Source organism: Paraburkholderia sp. RAU6.4a (assembly GCF_050435625.1).
GTDB classification, from domain to species: Bacteria; Pseudomonadota; Gammaproteobacteria; order Burkholderiales; family Burkholderiaceae; genus Paraburkholderia; species Paraburkholderia tuberum.
Genome location: NZ_JBNDKQ010000002.1, coordinates 3,454,733 through 3,469,412 on the forward strand (window position 1 = coordinate 3,454,733; position 14,680 = coordinate 3,469,412).

The window sequence follows — 14,680 nt, forward strand, 5'->3', positions numbered from 1 at the left end:
CTAATTCATAGAGCGGACATATTCGGGGCGTGGCTATTGCACGCTATAAGGGGTCGAAGTCAGAAAATTTGCGGGCGACCCGCCCCCCGATCGACTTCTGAAAGTGCGAATCTTCGCCGACCCCACAGATCTCCGCAAGATCTGCCCTTTTTTACAAATAAATACGATTTTTGGTTGGGCTCGGTCATTCGTTCAGGGTACGATTTACGCCGTCAGAAGCTTTTACAGGAAGAATTTTCCTGAAAATGAAAGCTTCGGCAATTAATCAGTAAAAGGTTTGCACCGCAAAGGTTTGCAGCGCAAACGTTTGCGAACCAACGCGCACCCAGCCCTGTCAATCTGAACCACCGCGAGGAGCACCTTCGCGCGCCTCGGTTCAATCGGACAACACAGACGTGCGTTCAAAGCACTTCGGGACAATAGTCTTTAAGGCCTGCAAATTCATTTGCATCGAATCCTTATTGATTGTCCATCGAATCACAGCGAATCCACCTTTTGGTCTTTTTATCGGGAATTTTCCCGACATTTGGAATTACTCCGCGATGATAAAACGACGTCAATTCATTGGGGGCCTGACGGCCCTGAGCGCAAGTTATCTTTTGACCGCGTGTGGTGGGGGCAGTGGGTCATCGAACGCGAGTGGCAAGGCAGCCGCTGCGACCGGTGCTTCCGGCGCCGCGGCAGCTTCGGGTGCGTCCGCTACCTCCAGCACCGCGGACAATACGTCGCCGGTCGCGAAGGCGAGTGTCTCGAACATGTCGCCCGATGGCACCTCACTGCCTTCCGCGCCGTACATCATCGACCAGTTCGGCGCGACGTGGACGCTCTCCAACGGCGTCATCTACCGCAACGGCGCGACGGTCGGCGATACGTACAACGTGTCGCTCGTGCTGTTCTACGGCGGCAAGATCTGGCATTGCGGCACGGGTGGCGAGTTCTACGTCATTGCGGACGTCCCCAACAGTTGGCTGCATTGCAACGATCCGCGCATCGCGATCACACCGCAGGCCGGCATGTTCTATGGCATGAACGGTCACTTCGACTACACGTACACGCCCCAGCAGATCGTCTCGATCCTGAAGGCCATGGGCTGCACGAGCTATCGCGTCGGCGTCACCAACAGTTCGAACCAGCTGAACGCGGCGATCGGGCTCGCACAGGCTTTCCAGGCGGCGGGCATGACGTTGGTCGTGCTGATCGACCAGGGCGTCTACGACTCCAACGGCAACCTGCTGGCTGGCGAGAATGCCGCTTACAGCCAGGGTTACGCGGTAGCGCAGTCGGTCGCGAACGCACTGAAACCGTATGGCGTGACCATTTACGAATGCGGCAACGAGTTGACGCGCACGAACGCCACCGTGCTCGACTTCAACGCTGCGGGCACGAAGGCAGCGGACTTCAACAACACGAACTGGCCGGTGATGCGCGGCGTGATGCGCGGGATGATCGACGGCGTGAAAGCGGTTCAGTCGAACGCGAAGTGCGGCATCAATTTCTGCGTGAACGATGTCGGCGCGGCGGACGCGCTGTGGGACGGTGATCAGCCGGATGGCAGCGGCGGTCACCCGACCGTGCGCTGGGACATCACCACGTGGCACAACTACGAGGTGTATGGCGATGTGTTCTCCCTCGGTGCGGACGGCGCCCAACCTGGCTTCGATCTGCCGATCTATTGCAAGGCCCGGTATGGCGTGCCGTTCATCATCACCGAGTGGAACACCGGACCGGAGCAAAACGAGACCTATCGTGGGAACTACATCACGACGAAGCTCGGCGAGTTCTATCAGAACCGCAAGACGCACAATATCCAGAGCGTCATGTATTACGTGCTCGACAGCGGCGACCAGGGCTTCGGCATCATGATGAACGGCTCGCCGTTGAATCCGTCGTACAGTGCGTTCCAAAGCTTCACGGCGGCCCATCCCGACAACTAAGCCGCGGATATCGACGTAAGCAGGCACGCACGTCTGTGGTCGATGCTGCCCGGTGTCAAGGGCAGCACGTCGCCGGGCCTGACAGCGGCGCCCAACCCTTGCCTTCAGCGTATCGAGGCCGGGGGACGGGCGTCTCATCCCACCCGAAACCCTTCCATCATCTCCCTCCACGCCCGCGCCTGTTCCGCGAGCGACACGGCGGCCGCCGCGCTTTCCTCGACGAGCGCCGCATTCTGCTGCGTGACCTCGTCCATCTGCGTGATCGCGATGCCCACCTGCTGAATCCCATCGCTCTGCTCACGCGACGCCTGCGCAATGTCACCGACGATGCTGGTCACGCGCGCGATCGCCGCTTCGATCTGCTGCATCGTGCCGCCCGCGTCTTCGACGAGTCCCGCGCCGCGTTCGACGCTTGACGTCGAATCGGCGATCAGCGCGCCAATCTCGCGCGAGGCTGCGCACCTCGCCGGCGACGACCGCGAAGCCGCGACCCTCGTCGCCGGCACGCGCGGCTTCGACCGCTGGACGCGCCGCGCGCGAGTTCGCTCGCCTGTTCGGCATTGCTCGCATCGAGCTGCACGGTCGCGGTCAGCTGCTTCATCGCGGAGGCCGTCTCGCCGAGCGCGACGACCGACGCATAGTGCACCGCTGCGTCGGAGAAGGCATTCATTCGCGCGTTCCGGCGCTGGTCGGCAATGGCGCCGAAGCAGTACGCCCGCAATCAGCGTGATCCGTACGATATGGCGAAGGGCGGAACGCAGCGGGCGGCATGACGGGACGCCCGAATTTTAGTTCGGGAAACTGAACGATCACGATGTCCGGCTCGATGATCGTTCGAGTCCCTTTGCCGCCAGTCCATCTGAACGAGCAGGCCCGCAAGCTGGCCGAGCAAAAGCCCGTCATTGTGATTCGGGCGCGCGCCACGGCATAGCTCCGCTAGCGCGACCGCCTCCTCCCGCGCACCGCTTCAGCCGATTTGCGCGGGGTCCATCCGCGATCCTCTGTACAATTGCCCGAAATCGCCCAATCGAGCGGCGGTTGCGGGCCGCCGGGCTTTCGGGCGCGGCGGGTCATCTCGCGCTTGACCCGCGACTCACATCGACTGAATTCATGGCCATTACCTACAAGACTCCCGACGATATCGCGAAGCTGCGCATTGCGGGCCGCCTCGCGGCCGATGTGCTGGCAATGATCGGCGAGCACGTCAAGGCAGGCGTCTGCACCGACGACCTCGACGCGCTGTGCAACGACTACATCGTCCACACGCAGAAAGCGATTCCGGCCAACGTCGGCTATCTGGGCTTTCCGAAGACCGTCTGCACGTCGGTCAACCATGTCGTGTGTCACGGCATCCCGAATCGCAACGAGATCCTGAAGGACGGCGACATCCTCAACATCGACGTCGCGATCATCAAGGACGGCTATTTCGGCGACACGAGCCGCATGTACTGCGTCGGCCAGTCGAGCACGGTCGCGCGTGCGCTGATCGACACGACCTACGAGGCGATGGTGGCCGGCATCCGCGAGGTGAAGCCGGGCGCGACGCTCGGCGACGTCGGCCACGCGATCCAGAAGGTCGCGCAGCGCGAGGGCTTCTCGATCGTGCGCGACTACTGCGGGCACGGCATCGGCAAGGTCTATCACGAGGACCCGCAGGTGCTGCACTATGGGCAGCCGGGGCAGGGGGTGCGCCTGAAGCCGGGCATGGTCTTCACGATCGAGCCGATGATCAACGCGGGCCGCGCCGGCACGTCGGTACAGCGCGACGGCTGGACCGTGATCACGAAGGACCGCTCGCTGTCGGCGCAATGGGAGCACATGGTCGCCGTGACCGACGACGGCTATGAACTGCTGACGCCGTGGCCGGACGGCACGGGCGACTACGACGCGCCGTGAGCGGGACCGCATATTCTGGTCAATAATAAATTTGACTCGCCGGCCGGTTCGGTTAAAGCTACGCGTTAGGGTTTCCAGGGGTTTCGTCTGCATGAGTCCGTCATTGACCGTTCGCCGCATCACTGCTGATCAGGGCGCCGTTTTTCGCGAACTCCGCACGGCCTCGCTGCGGGAGGCGCCGTACGCCTTCGGCGCGACGCTCGAGGACGCGTTGTCGGCCGATGCCGCCAGTTTCGACGCGACCGCGGCGAATCACGCGGTTTCGCAGTCCGTCGGTGCATTCCTGCTCTATACCGAGGGTCATCCGGCCGGGCTGATCGAGGCGCATTTCGACGACACCGCGGCGCGGCGCGCGTTCGTCTGCGAGTTGTGGGTGGCGCCGGCCGTGCGCCATCTGCGCGGCGGCGAGCTGCTCGTCGATACCGCGAGCAGCTGGCTCGCGAATGCGGGCGCCACGGAAATCTACGCGTGGGTCGCCGACGCGAACCGCAACGCGATGCGCTTTTACGAAGCGCTGGGCTTTGGCCCGACCGGCGAGCACCGGCGCGTCGAGCGCGCACCCGAGCAGGTCGAAAGTCTGCTGGTGCGGCACGTGCCGACTACTTCGCAGGTGTTACAGCAGTGATCGCCCAAGCGGCGCGTCGCGTGCGCCGCTCGTCTTCGCCGTCCCTTCATCACGGTCTTTTTCCCGCCAGCGTTTCTTTCGCACCGTCGCGCGTCGATCGCATCGACGACACGCGTTGCGCTTGCGCGCGCGAGCACCGATTCTCCCGGGAAAAATAGTGGCCGCGCGCTTGTACGCCTGTAAAATACGCAAAATTTTTCGCCGAACGCTATGTCGCCCAAGAAATCGCCCTTTTTCGAACTGCGCAGCGGCTCTGTCGACACGCTGATGTTCGTGGTCAAAACGACCGACCTCGATGCGATGCGTGCCGAGCTGACGCGACGCTTCGAGGCGACCCCCGAATTCTTCGCTAACGACGTCGTCGCGATCGACGTGCGGCGTCTCGCCGGCAACGAACGCGTGCCGCTCGCCGACATCGCGCAACTGCTCGACAGCGTGCGCATGCGTCCGGTCGGCGTGGTCGCGAATGCGGAGCAACAGTGGGCGACGGAGTCGGGATTGCCGTTGCTCGAAGCGCGCGATCGCCGCGGCGCGCCGGCGAAGCAGGCCGATGAGGACAGCACGGCGAGCGCGGCAAACGCGGCAGCAGGCACCGAGGCAAGCGCGGGCACGAGCGCGTCCGCCAGCTCTGCATCCGCAACCGCCAGCGCGGCCACGGGCACCGCCGCTGCCGCCGCCGTCGAACCCACGCCCGCCGCCGAGCCGGTGCGTCTTGCCACGTCGCCGCAAACGATGGTGGTCGACAAGCCGCTGCGCTCGGGTCAGCGTATTTACGCAAAAGGCGATCTGGTCGTGCTCGGTCTGGTCAGCTACGGCGCCGAGGTGATCGCGGAAGGCAACATCCACATTTACGCGCCGCTGCGCGGCCGGGCATTGGCCGGCGTGCAGGGCAATCACGACGCGCGCATCTTCTGCACGTGTCTCGAACCGGAACTGATCTCGATCGCGGGCATCTATCGAACGACCGAGAACCCGCTGCCGGCCGACGTGCTCGGCAAGCCGGTGCAGATCTGGCTCGAAGAAGAAAAACTGATGATCGAACCGCTGCGGCTCACGTAAAGCGCCGCGAAACGCGCGCTGCTCCGAGCGATTGCGGCACGCGGCGTTTCACGGCGAGGCGGGCCGCGCACCAATTGACGCATTTGACGAACACAAGGTAAGGGTAATGGCAAAAATCATTGTGGTGACTTCGGGCAAGGGTGGCGTGGGCAAGACGACCACGAGCGCGAGCTTTGCGTCGGCCCTCGCGTTGCGCGGCAGCAAGACCGCCGTGATCGACTTCGACGTCGGCCTGCGCAACCTCGACCTCATCATGGGCTGCGAGCGCCGCGTCGTGTACGACCTGATCAACGTGATCCAAGGCGAAGCGAATCTGAATCAGGCGCTGATCAAAGACAAGAAATGCGAGAACCTGTTCATCCTCCCGGCCTCGCAAACGCGCGATAAAGACGCGCTGACGATGGAAGGTGTCGAGAAGGTCATCAACGATCTGATCGCGATGGACTTCGAATACATCGTCTGCGATTCGCCGGCCGGTATCGAGTCGGGCGCGCTGCTTGCGATGCACTTCGCCGACGAAGCGCTGATCGTGACGAACCCGGAAGTGTCGTCGGTGCGCGACTCCGATCGCATTCTCGGCATCCTGTCGTCGAAGACCAAGCGCGCGATCGAAAGCAAGGAGCCGATCAAGGAGCACCTGCTGATCACCCGCTACAACCCGAAGCGCGTCAGCGAAGGCGAAATGCTGTCGTTGACCGACATCCAGGAAATTCTGCGCATCGATCTGATCGGCGTGATTCCGGAATCGGAAGCGGTGCTGCACGCGTCGAACCAGGGTCTGCCGGCCGTGCATATGGACGGCACCGATGTGGCCGAAGCCTATAAGGACGTCGTGTCGCGTTTCCTCGGCGAGCAGAAATCGCTTCGCTTTGTCGATTACCAGAAGCCCGGGCTGCTGCAGCGCCTCTTCGGCACCAAGTAAGGGGAGCGCACGTCATGTCGATTCTTTCGTTTTTGCTGGGCGAGAAAAAGAAGTCCGCGTCGGTAGCGAAGGAACGCCTGCAGTTGATCATCGCGCACGAGCGCGCCGGCGGCCATGCGCCCGCCGATTATCTGCCTGCGTTGCAACGCGAACTGGTGGCCGTGATCTCGAAGTACGTGAAGATTTCCGACGACGACATACGGGTGAGTCTCGAGCGTCAGGACGATCTCGAAGTGCTCGAAGTCAAGATCGAAATACCCCAGGCCTGAGCTTCGGATGGACCGCGGTCCATCTCGCATCATGTGCAGGACGTCGCATGGCGTCGCGTCGCAGCGACGTGATGCGGTGCGGCGTTCGGCTCGTCCTCTCGCTTCTGTCTGAAGCCGTCTCTTCGCATCTCCACGGCGCTCGCCATTTCCCGGTCGAAATGAACCGTTGCACTCCAGCGGTGCCGTTACCCCGCGCAACGTCAGCCTCGCGTCGCCCTCGCACATCTACTGACGCGGCGAGTCGGCGGTATCCGTCGTGATGTCGTCTGCGGCATCGTCGGCGCTCGGCTCGCCGTCCTCGCTTTCCGCTTCCGGCACCTCGACCTCGGGCACTTCCGGCACTGGCGCAGGCGTGGGCTGCGGCAGCGGCGCCACGTAGCGCTCGGCGAGCGACTCATAGAGCGGCGGCGCGAACAGGCGGGACACTCGGCTCGCGATCAACGCGGTGGCCATCAGCGAAATCACGAGCGCGTGGCCGTCGATCATCTCCATCACGATCACGAACGAAGTGATCGGCGACTGCGTGACCGCGGCCAGATAGCCGACCATCGCGAGCGCGATCAGCATCGGCAATTGCATCGAATCGAACACCATGTGCAGCAGATTGCCGAAGCCCGCGCCGATGGACAGCGACGGCGCGAAGATGCCGCCCGGAATGCCCGGCAGGTATGAGCCGACCATCGCGATCATCTTCAGGAACGGATAGAACACCGACAACTGCTCGTGTCCCTCGAGCAGGCCGCGCGCTTCCGTATAGCCGCTGCCGAACGTCGTGCCGCCCGAGATCACGCCGACCACCGCGATCGCGAAGCCGCACAGCGCGGCGAACACAACCGGCCGCTCGCCGTGCAACTGACGCAGCGGCTCCGGAATCCAGCGCGCGGTATTGAGCAGCAGCCAGCCGAAGATACCGCCTGCGATTCCCGTGACGATCGCGGTGAGCACCACCGCGACGGCGAGCAGATCAGGAAAATGCGCGCCGATCTGGATCGTGCCGAAATACGTGTAGTTGCCGTTCAGGCCCAGCGCGACGACACCCGCAATGATGATCGCCGTGATCAGCACGCCACTCGTGCGCGCCTCGAAGCTGCGCGTCAATTCCTCGATTGCGAATACGACGCCCGCGAGCGGTGTGTTGAACGCCGCCGACAAACCCGCCGCCGCGCCCGCCAACGCGAGCTGCCGTTCGATCTGCGCATTCGAGCGCGGATAGAATCGGCGCAGATTGAACATCAGCGCGGCGCCGACCTGCACGGTCGGTCCTTCACGGCCGATCGTAAAGCCGCCGAGAATCGCGAGAAACGACACGCCGATTTTGCCGAGCAGAATTCGCAGCGACAGCAGCCGCGTGCCGTATCCGCGCTGTTTCGTGTGCAGCGTTGCGATGACCTGCGGGATGCCGCTGCCCTCGGAGCCGCGAAAGAACTTGCGCGTGAGCCAGACCGCGAGTGCGGCAACCGCGGGCGTGATCACGAGCGGCGCCCACACATATCGCTGCCGGACATCGAGAAACGCGTCATACCCCCAGTCGATCAGACGCGCATACAGCACCGCGACCAGGCCGACGGCGATTGCACCGAGCCAGAAGATGCCGTATTGCCGCCACAGGCGTTTTGCGCGACGCATGACAGCGGGCGAACGGGAAGGGAAGGGCCGGGACATGAATTAGATTCGTGCAAAGGGCCAAGTATAAAGCGTGCGGGACCGACCAGAATACGTGAAAGATGTTTGAAATAATGAAGTGAAGTGAATCATCAGGCGGATATTTTTTGCTGTAACGTGCCGTATTGAGAATCGGACCGCGCGCAACGGCCATTTGGCGGGATCGGTAAAAACGTCAGCTAGAATAGTTTCAACTCCGAATAACGAACAGACCCTCAATGAAGCGAATACTTATTGTCAAGGTCACTTCACTAGGCGATATCGTGCAGGCGTTGCCAGTCGTCGCCGACATCAAACGCGCATTTCCTGGCGTTCAGGTGGATTGGGCGGCGGACGAAGCATGCGCGCAAGTCGTGCATTGGAGCCGGGGCGTCGATCGCGTGCTGTGCGCGCCGCTGCGCCGCTTCAAGAAGGCGCGTCGCTGGAGTGATCTGAAGGCGATCTGGGCATCCATCGCCGAGCTGCGCGCGTATCGCTACGACTACATCATCGACATTCACGGCGTCTACAAGAGCGCGATCATCGCCTTCCTCGCGCGCTCGTCGCGGCGCATCGGCTATCAATCCCTGGATCTGGGCGAGCGTGGCGCGGCGTTCGCCTACACCGGGCGTTTCGGCCCACGTCCGCAAGGCAGCGCGTGGCACGGCATGCGCATCAGCGCCAGCGAGGCGCTCGGCTACGAAGTGGAAGGACCGCCCATCTACGACCTGCAGCTACCCGAAACCGCCCCGCAGCCGTTCGCGACGCAAGACGCGCCTGTCGCGGCGCTCTTTCACGCCACCTCGAAAGCCGACAAGAAATGGCCGCTCACGCACTGGGCGGCGCTTGGACGCGAGTTGAGCGAGCGCGGTTTCCGTGTGGTGCTGCCGTGGGGCTCGGACGGTGAGCTTGCCGAAGCCGGGCAGATCGCCGCGCAGGTGCCAGGCGCGACCGTGCTGCCGCCATTGAGTGTGACCGAAGTTGCGCAGATGATCGGCGCGTGCGCGCTCGTGGTCGGTACCGATACGGGTTTCGTGCACCTCGCGCATGCGCTGCAGAAGCGCACCGTGATGATCTTCGTCGCGACGTCGCCATCGCATTGCGGCGTCGAGGCGCCGTATCGCTCGACCTCGATCGGCGACGGCGACTCGGTGCCGCCCATCAGCGCGGCGCTCGAAGCGATCGACTACGTGTACGCGGCAGAGCCGGTGCTCGCGATGCAGCAAGGATCAGCCGCCGCCTGAGTTCGTTCGCGCGCTCGCGCAATCGTTTGCGCAAAAGAAAAGAGGCGCGATGCGTAGTCCACCCTTGCTGGCGGGGACTGCATCGTCGCGCCTCAAAGAACGCCCGTGTCGGGGAACAGCGGGCGGAGAGGAATCGATTACACGTCTGTTAAAACTGTCGCTTTTCGTTGGACGCCGAAGCGTCCGATGCGCGGACGCCAGGGCGGCAAGCTGATACGCCGCGGTGCGTGGAGGCTCGCACGGCGCGCGTTGAACCGCTCGATTGCGGCGACGCTGGCGCGGCCAGCAAGGCTGCTATCGCGACAGTGCGCTCAACGGAGTATAGGCGGTGTTTTCCGCCATGGTGGCGCGATCTGGCGGCAGCGGGGCGGTCGATCGAACGCGCCGATCCAGCGCGCCGGTCCTGTAACAGCTCGGTGATGTTCCCTTACAAATGGCAACGTTCGCTGCGGCGCGCATCGTGTCCAATCGGGTCATTCGGGGTTTGCGCTCGAATCAATCTGACTCGATGGAGAACAACATGAAACGCTTGATCCTGACTCTCGTGGCCGGCACGCTGCTCGCATCGGCACTCGGCGGCTGCGTTATCGCGCCGGCGCCGGGCTATTACTACGGCGGCGGTGGCTACTACCGTCACGGCTACTACTACCGCTAAGCCGCGCGCCGTGCTCAGGCCCGGAGCACCAGCCTCAGGCGACCAGCATTTCGAACGCGACCACCGCGGCAATGGCCGCGGCGTTCGCGGCCAGCGCCTCGACGACGATGGATTTCCATGTCGTCGGACGGAAGCGCAGCGCGAGCAGCAGCGAGCCGAGCAAGGCCAGCGCGATGATCGTCACGATATCGGCATTGTGAAGATGGACGTTCATGCTGATCTCCCCGTTTTTTATAGGGTTATGTCAGGGAGTATAGGCAAGTCAAAAGGACGCGCAAGGCGGGGGTTTTACCCGGGCCGGGCCGCGGAAACAGCGAGGAAATAATGCTCTCTGCATGCTGCCGCAGACGCGTAAAAACTGCGCGGGTGCAGCATCGATCGAACCTCGGCAAACGCGCATCGACGAAAGCGTTGTTCCGTCGATGCGCGTTGCATCATTTCATCAAACTCTCATCACGCGTCTCGCGCATGCACAGCACGCCGACAAGGCTCACGGCCGCGGCGACCGACACGTACGCGCCGACCCACGCCAAGCCACCGTGCGCGGCGAGCACCTGCGCGATATACGGTGCGACCGACGCGCCGAGAATCCCGCCGAGGTTGTACGCGACGCCGGCGCCCGTATAGCGCACGTTGGTCGGAAACAGTTCCGGCAGCAGCGCGCCCATCGGCGCGAAGGTCACGCCCATCAGGAACAGCTGGATCACGAGAAACAGCAGCACGAGCAACGGCTCGCCGCTGCCGAGCAGCGGTGCCATCGTGAAGCCCGACAGGATCGCCGCGATGATGCCGACGATCAGCACCGGCTTACGCCCGAAGCGATCGCTCGCACGGGCCGACAGCGGCGTCGCGATTGCCATGAACACGACCGCGATGCACAGCAGGCCGAGGAACGTCTGCCGCGGAATATGCAGCGACCCGACGCCGTACGACAGCGAGAACGTCGTTGCGTTGTAGAACAGCGTGTAGCAGACCACCATCGCGAGCGCGCCGAGCACGGTCGGCCGCCAGTGCTGCGAGAACAGCGTCGCGATCGGCACGCGCACGCGCTCCTTGCGCTCGATCGCTACCTGGAACGCGGGCGTTTCGGCAATCTTCAGCCGCACGTACAGGCCGAGCGCGACGAGCACCGAGCTGACGATGAACGGCACGCGCCAGCCCCAGCTGCGGAACTGCTCGTCGGAGAGCGACATTGCGAGCGCGAAGAACAGGCCGTTGGACGCGAGAAAGCCGATCGAGGGCCCGAGCTGCGGGAACATGCCGAACCAGCCGCGTTTGCCGGCCGGCGCGTTTTCGGTGGCGAGCAGCGCGGCGCCGCCCCATTCGCCGCCGAGGCCGATACCCTGGCCGAAACGCAGCACGCACAGCAGGATCGGCGCGAGGCTGCCGATCGCGTCGTAGCCCGGCACGAAGCCGATCAGCGTGGTCGACAGGCCCATCACGAGCAGCGACGCAACCAGAGTCGATTTGCGGCCGATGCGGTCGCCGAAGTGGCCGAACAGGAACGAGCCGATCGGTCGCGCGACGAACGCGATGCCAAACGTGACGAACGCCGACAGCGCCTGCGCGGTGGCCGAGCCATGCGGGAAGAATACCGGTCCGATCACGAGCGCCGCGGCGGTCGCGTAGACATAGAAATCGTAGAACTCGATCGCGGTGCCGATGAAGCTCGCGAAGATGATCCGCGCGGTATTGTTTTGCCCGCTTGCGGGCTGAGCGGCGGAAATCGGCGAAGTGGACATGCAGGGTCTCCAATTGTATGAGGCCGCGGCGCGCTGAGCCGTGTTTCGCAGACAGGCGGCGCGCAACGGCGGCATCCTCGTTGAGGTATAGGTTTGGGCGCCGCACGCGGGGTGGCGGCGCGGCACTGCAGTCGGCTCATGCGCCGCGCCGGCGGGTGTGCGGACGGCGTGAGCCATGCCGGAAGGCTCCGGCGCGGGGAATCGGAAAATTATAGCGAGCGCGCTCGTCGCGCAGCAATGGCGGCGTAAGTTTGCGCGGCAACGAGGGGGCTTTATGAGTTATGCGCGATGACTCGAGTAGCTCGCGCGTGGCCGACCCATGCGCGGCTGCGCGGGCGGTGCGTGTCAGCGCACGCGCCAACCGCGCTCAGTCGTACGTTTCCGCTTGCGGCGAGGCGAGTTCGCGCAGCTGGAATTTGCCGTTGTCGTTGAACAGCCAGTCTTCGAATAGCTCGAGCTGGCCGCGGCCGTTCAGCAGCTTGCCGGGCGGTAGCGGCAGCGGCGCCGAGCGGCGCAGCGTCGCGAGCGCGGTGCTTTCGGCTTCGTCGTCACCGTTCGTGCGATACACCGATGACTCGACGATGTGTCCATAACGATCGACCGTGAACGACACCACCACCAGCGAGCGCAGCATCGGCTGAGGCCTGCCCTGGAGCACATACGACGGATTGCGCTCGACGATCCGTCGTGCGACCGCGTCGCGATATTGATCGAGCGTCGCGCTGTTGATCGCGGCCACCGGTGTGCTGACGGTTTCGTGCGGCGTCAGCGGTGTGATCGTGCAACCGGCCACGGCGACAACACCGAGCGCGGCGAGCGATAGCCGATGCATGCGAGCGGCCGTGAAGGAGCGCAGAGCCACACGGTGAGAAACAGGAGGGGGAGAAGTGCGAGAGAGCATCGTCGACGAACCGCGAGGAGAACCTGATTGAATGGTAGTCAAAAAGCGCCGGGATTCAATTGGCGTTCGCCCGCCGGATCTCATCGTGCGTGCCCCGCTGAGGCGCTTTGCTTTCCGCTGTAATGGCCGGAAATGTGCGAGCATTGGTCGGCGAGCGAAACCCGCCTACACTCTGATGGCCTCTTGCTGAGGCATCGGTGGAAGTCTTTTCAGCCCGCTTCTGGCGGGCTTTCTTTTGCCTTCGATTCGCCATTCACACGCGGCAATAAAAAAGGCGAACCCGCCAAGCGGGTCCGCCTTTTCGATCCCGGTTCAACCAGCCACGCCGCAAGCTTAGGCTCACGGCGCTGCCCAGGCGTCGATTACTTCAACATCGCACGCGCCGCTTTCACCGCGGCCAGCACCTGCTCGGGCGCGGTGCCGCCCGGATGATTGCGGCTCGCCACCGAGCCCTCGAGCGTCAGATACGAGAACACGTCGTCGCCGATCAGATGCGCGACGTTCGGCAGTTCGCCGCGCATTTCGTCGAGCGTCAGGTCCGCGAGATCGCAGCCGCGATCGGCGCACACGCGCACCGCGAGCGCGACTGCTTCGTGCGCGTCGCGGAACGGCAGGCCGCGCTTGACGAGATAGTCGGCGAGGTCCGTCGCGGTCGAGAAGCCTTGCAGCGCGGCGTCGCGCATCGCCTGCGGCTTGACCGTGATGCCGGCGACCATTTCGGCGAAGATGCGCAGCGTGTCGGCGACCGTATCGACGGTGTCGAACAGCGGCTCCTTGTCTTCCTGGTTGTCCTTGTTGTACGCGAGCGGCTGGCCCTTCATCAGCGTGAGCAGCGCCATCAGATGGCCGTTCACGCGGCCGGTCTTGCCGCGCGCGAGTTCGGGCACGTCCGGGTTCTTCTTCTGCGGCATGATCGACGAGCCGGTGCAGAAACGGTCGGCCAGATCGATGAAGCCGACGCGCGGGCTCATCCACAGCACCAGTTCTTCGGAGAAGCGCGACACGTGCGTCATCACGAGCGCGGAGGCGGCCGTGAATTCGATCGCGAAGTCGCGGTCGGAGACTGCGTCGAGCGAGTTCGCGCAGATGCCGTCGAAGCCGAGCGTCTTCGCCACGGCGTGACGGTCGATCGGATAGCTGGTGCCGGCGAGCGCGGCCGCGCCGAGCGGCAGACGGTTCACGCGCCTGCGGCAGTCGATCATGCGCTCGGCGTCGCGCGAGAACATTTCGACGTACGCGAGCAGATGGTGGCCGAACGTGACGGGCTGCGCGACCTGCAGGTGCGTGAAGCCCGGCATGATGGTCGCGGCGTTCTTCTCCGCGATCTCGAGCAGCGCCACGCGCAGTTCGGTGAGCAGCTCGCCGATGCGGTCGATCTCGCCGCGCAGCCACAGGCGAATGTCGGTCGCAACCTGGTCGTTGCGTGAGCGGCCGGTGTGCAGGCGCTTGCCGGCGTCGCCGATCAGCGCGGTCAGGCGCGCTTCGATGTTCAGGTGCACGTCTTCGAGATCGAGCTGCCATTCGAACTCGCCGCGCTCGATTTCACCTTTGATCTGCGCCATGCCGCGCTGGATCGCGGCGAGGTCGTCGGCGGAAATGATCTTCTGCGCGGCGAGCATCGACGCGTGCGCGAGCGACCCTTCGATGTCGACGAACGCCAGACGCTTGTCGAAGAAAACCGACGACGTGTAGCGTTTGACGAGTTCCGACATCGGCTCCGAGAAGCGAGCCGACCAGGCTTCGCCTTTTTTGTGCAGTTGGGACGTCATGGTGTTGGGCGGTAAAAACGAGC

General features: G+C 63.8%; 13 protein-coding genes and 1 pseudogene. 8 read left to right on the forward strand and 6 right to left on the reverse strand.

Annotated features, from left to right (window positions below):
- The first annotated feature begins 542 nt into the window (after positions 1 to 542).
- Complete coding sequence (locus OKW40_RS20805) at positions 543 to 1,934, forward strand: hypothetical protein (protein ID WP_184059593.1); 1,392 nt, start codon at positions 543 to 545, stop codon at positions 1,932 to 1,934.
- Between the two features lie 134 nt (positions 1,935 to 2,068).
- On the opposite strand, the pseudogene OKW40_RS20810 reads toward OKW40_RS20805, so the two are convergent.
- A pseudogene (locus tag OKW40_RS20810) lies at positions 2,069 to 2,559 on the reverse strand (methyl-accepting chemotaxis protein); the annotation flags it as partial.
- 485 nt (positions 2,560 to 3,044) lie between these two features.
- On the opposite strand from OKW40_RS20810, the gene map reads away from it, so the two are divergent.
- The 5 genes from map (at position 3,045) to minE (ending at position 6,705) form a co-directional block, all read left to right on the forward strand.
- A complete protein-coding gene (gene map / locus OKW40_RS20815; protein ID WP_184059590.1) occupies positions 3,045 to 3,830 on the forward strand; it encodes a type I methionyl aminopeptidase in 786 nt (261 codons plus the stop codon).
- Positions 3,831 to 3,921: 91 nt separating this feature from the next.
- Positions 3,922 to 4,455 (forward strand): GNAT family N-acetyltransferase, encoded by a 534-nt coding sequence (locus tag OKW40_RS20820; protein ID WP_090803490.1) that lies wholly within the window; start codon positions 3,922 to 3,924, stop codon positions 4,453 to 4,455.
- A gap of 210 nt (positions 4,456 to 4,665) precedes the next feature.
- Positions 4,666 to 5,514: a septum site-determining protein MinC gene (minC, locus tag OKW40_RS20825; RefSeq protein ID WP_184045634.1), complete on the forward strand. Its 849-nt coding sequence runs from the start codon at positions 4,666 to 4,668 to the stop codon at positions 5,512 to 5,514.
- Positions 5,515 to 5,620: 106 nt separating this feature from the next.
- A complete protein-coding gene (gene minD / locus OKW40_RS20830) occupies positions 5,621 to 6,436 on the forward strand; it encodes a septum site-determining protein MinD (protein ID WP_184021197.1) in 816 nt (271 codons plus the stop codon).
- Between the two features lie 14 nt (positions 6,437 to 6,450).
- Complete coding sequence (gene minE / locus OKW40_RS20835; RefSeq protein ID WP_008922443.1) at positions 6,451 to 6,705, forward strand: cell division topological specificity factor MinE; 255 nt, start codon at positions 6,451 to 6,453, stop codon at positions 6,703 to 6,705.
- 225 nt (positions 6,706 to 6,930) lie between these two features.
- Here the strand turns inward: minE and OKW40_RS20840 are convergent, their stop codons facing one another.
- Positions 6,931 to 8,367, reverse strand: coding sequence for a chloride channel protein (locus OKW40_RS20840; protein WP_429491301.1), 1,437 nt, complete (start codon positions 8,365 to 8,367; stop codon positions 6,931 to 6,933).
- Positions 8,368 to 8,585: 218 nt separating this feature from the next.
- Between OKW40_RS20840 and waaC the strand changes: the two genes are divergently transcribed.
- Both waaC and OKW40_RS20850 read left to right on the forward strand, forming a co-directional pair.
- Positions 8,586 to 9,590 (forward strand): lipopolysaccharide heptosyltransferase I, encoded by a 1,005-nt coding sequence (gene waaC / locus OKW40_RS20845; protein WP_429491303.1) that lies wholly within the window; start codon positions 8,586 to 8,588, stop codon positions 9,588 to 9,590.
- A 520-nt stretch (positions 9,591 to 10,110) separates the two neighbouring features.
- The gene (locus OKW40_RS20850) at positions 10,111 to 10,245 is read left to right on the forward strand and encodes a hypothetical protein (RefSeq protein WP_429491305.1); all 135 of its coding nucleotides are present in this window, start codon (positions 10,111 to 10,113) and stop codon (positions 10,243 to 10,245) included.
- A 34-nt stretch (positions 10,246 to 10,279) separates the two neighbouring features.
- Here the strand turns inward: OKW40_RS20850 and OKW40_RS20855 are convergent, their stop codons facing one another.
- From OKW40_RS20855 to argH, 4 genes are all read right to left on the reverse strand, one after another.
- A complete protein-coding gene (locus OKW40_RS20855; protein WP_018419748.1) occupies positions 10,280 to 10,459 on the reverse strand; it encodes a hypothetical protein in 180 nt (59 codons plus the stop codon).
- Positions 10,460 to 10,679: 220 nt separating this feature from the next.
- Positions 10,680 to 11,987, reverse strand: coding sequence for an MFS transporter (locus tag OKW40_RS20860; RefSeq protein WP_184059583.1), 1,308 nt, complete (start codon positions 11,985 to 11,987; stop codon positions 10,680 to 10,682).
- 367 nt (positions 11,988 to 12,354) lie between these two features.
- Complete coding sequence (locus OKW40_RS20865) at positions 12,355 to 12,888, reverse strand: TonB C-terminal domain-containing protein (protein ID WP_184021206.1); 534 nt, start codon at positions 12,886 to 12,888, stop codon at positions 12,355 to 12,357.
- Positions 12,889 to 13,250: 362 nt separating this feature from the next.
- A complete protein-coding gene (gene argH / locus OKW40_RS20870; protein ID WP_184059581.1) occupies positions 13,251 to 14,657 on the reverse strand; it encodes an argininosuccinate lyase in 1,407 nt (468 codons plus the stop codon).
- Positions 14,658 to 14,680: the final 23 nt, after the last annotated feature.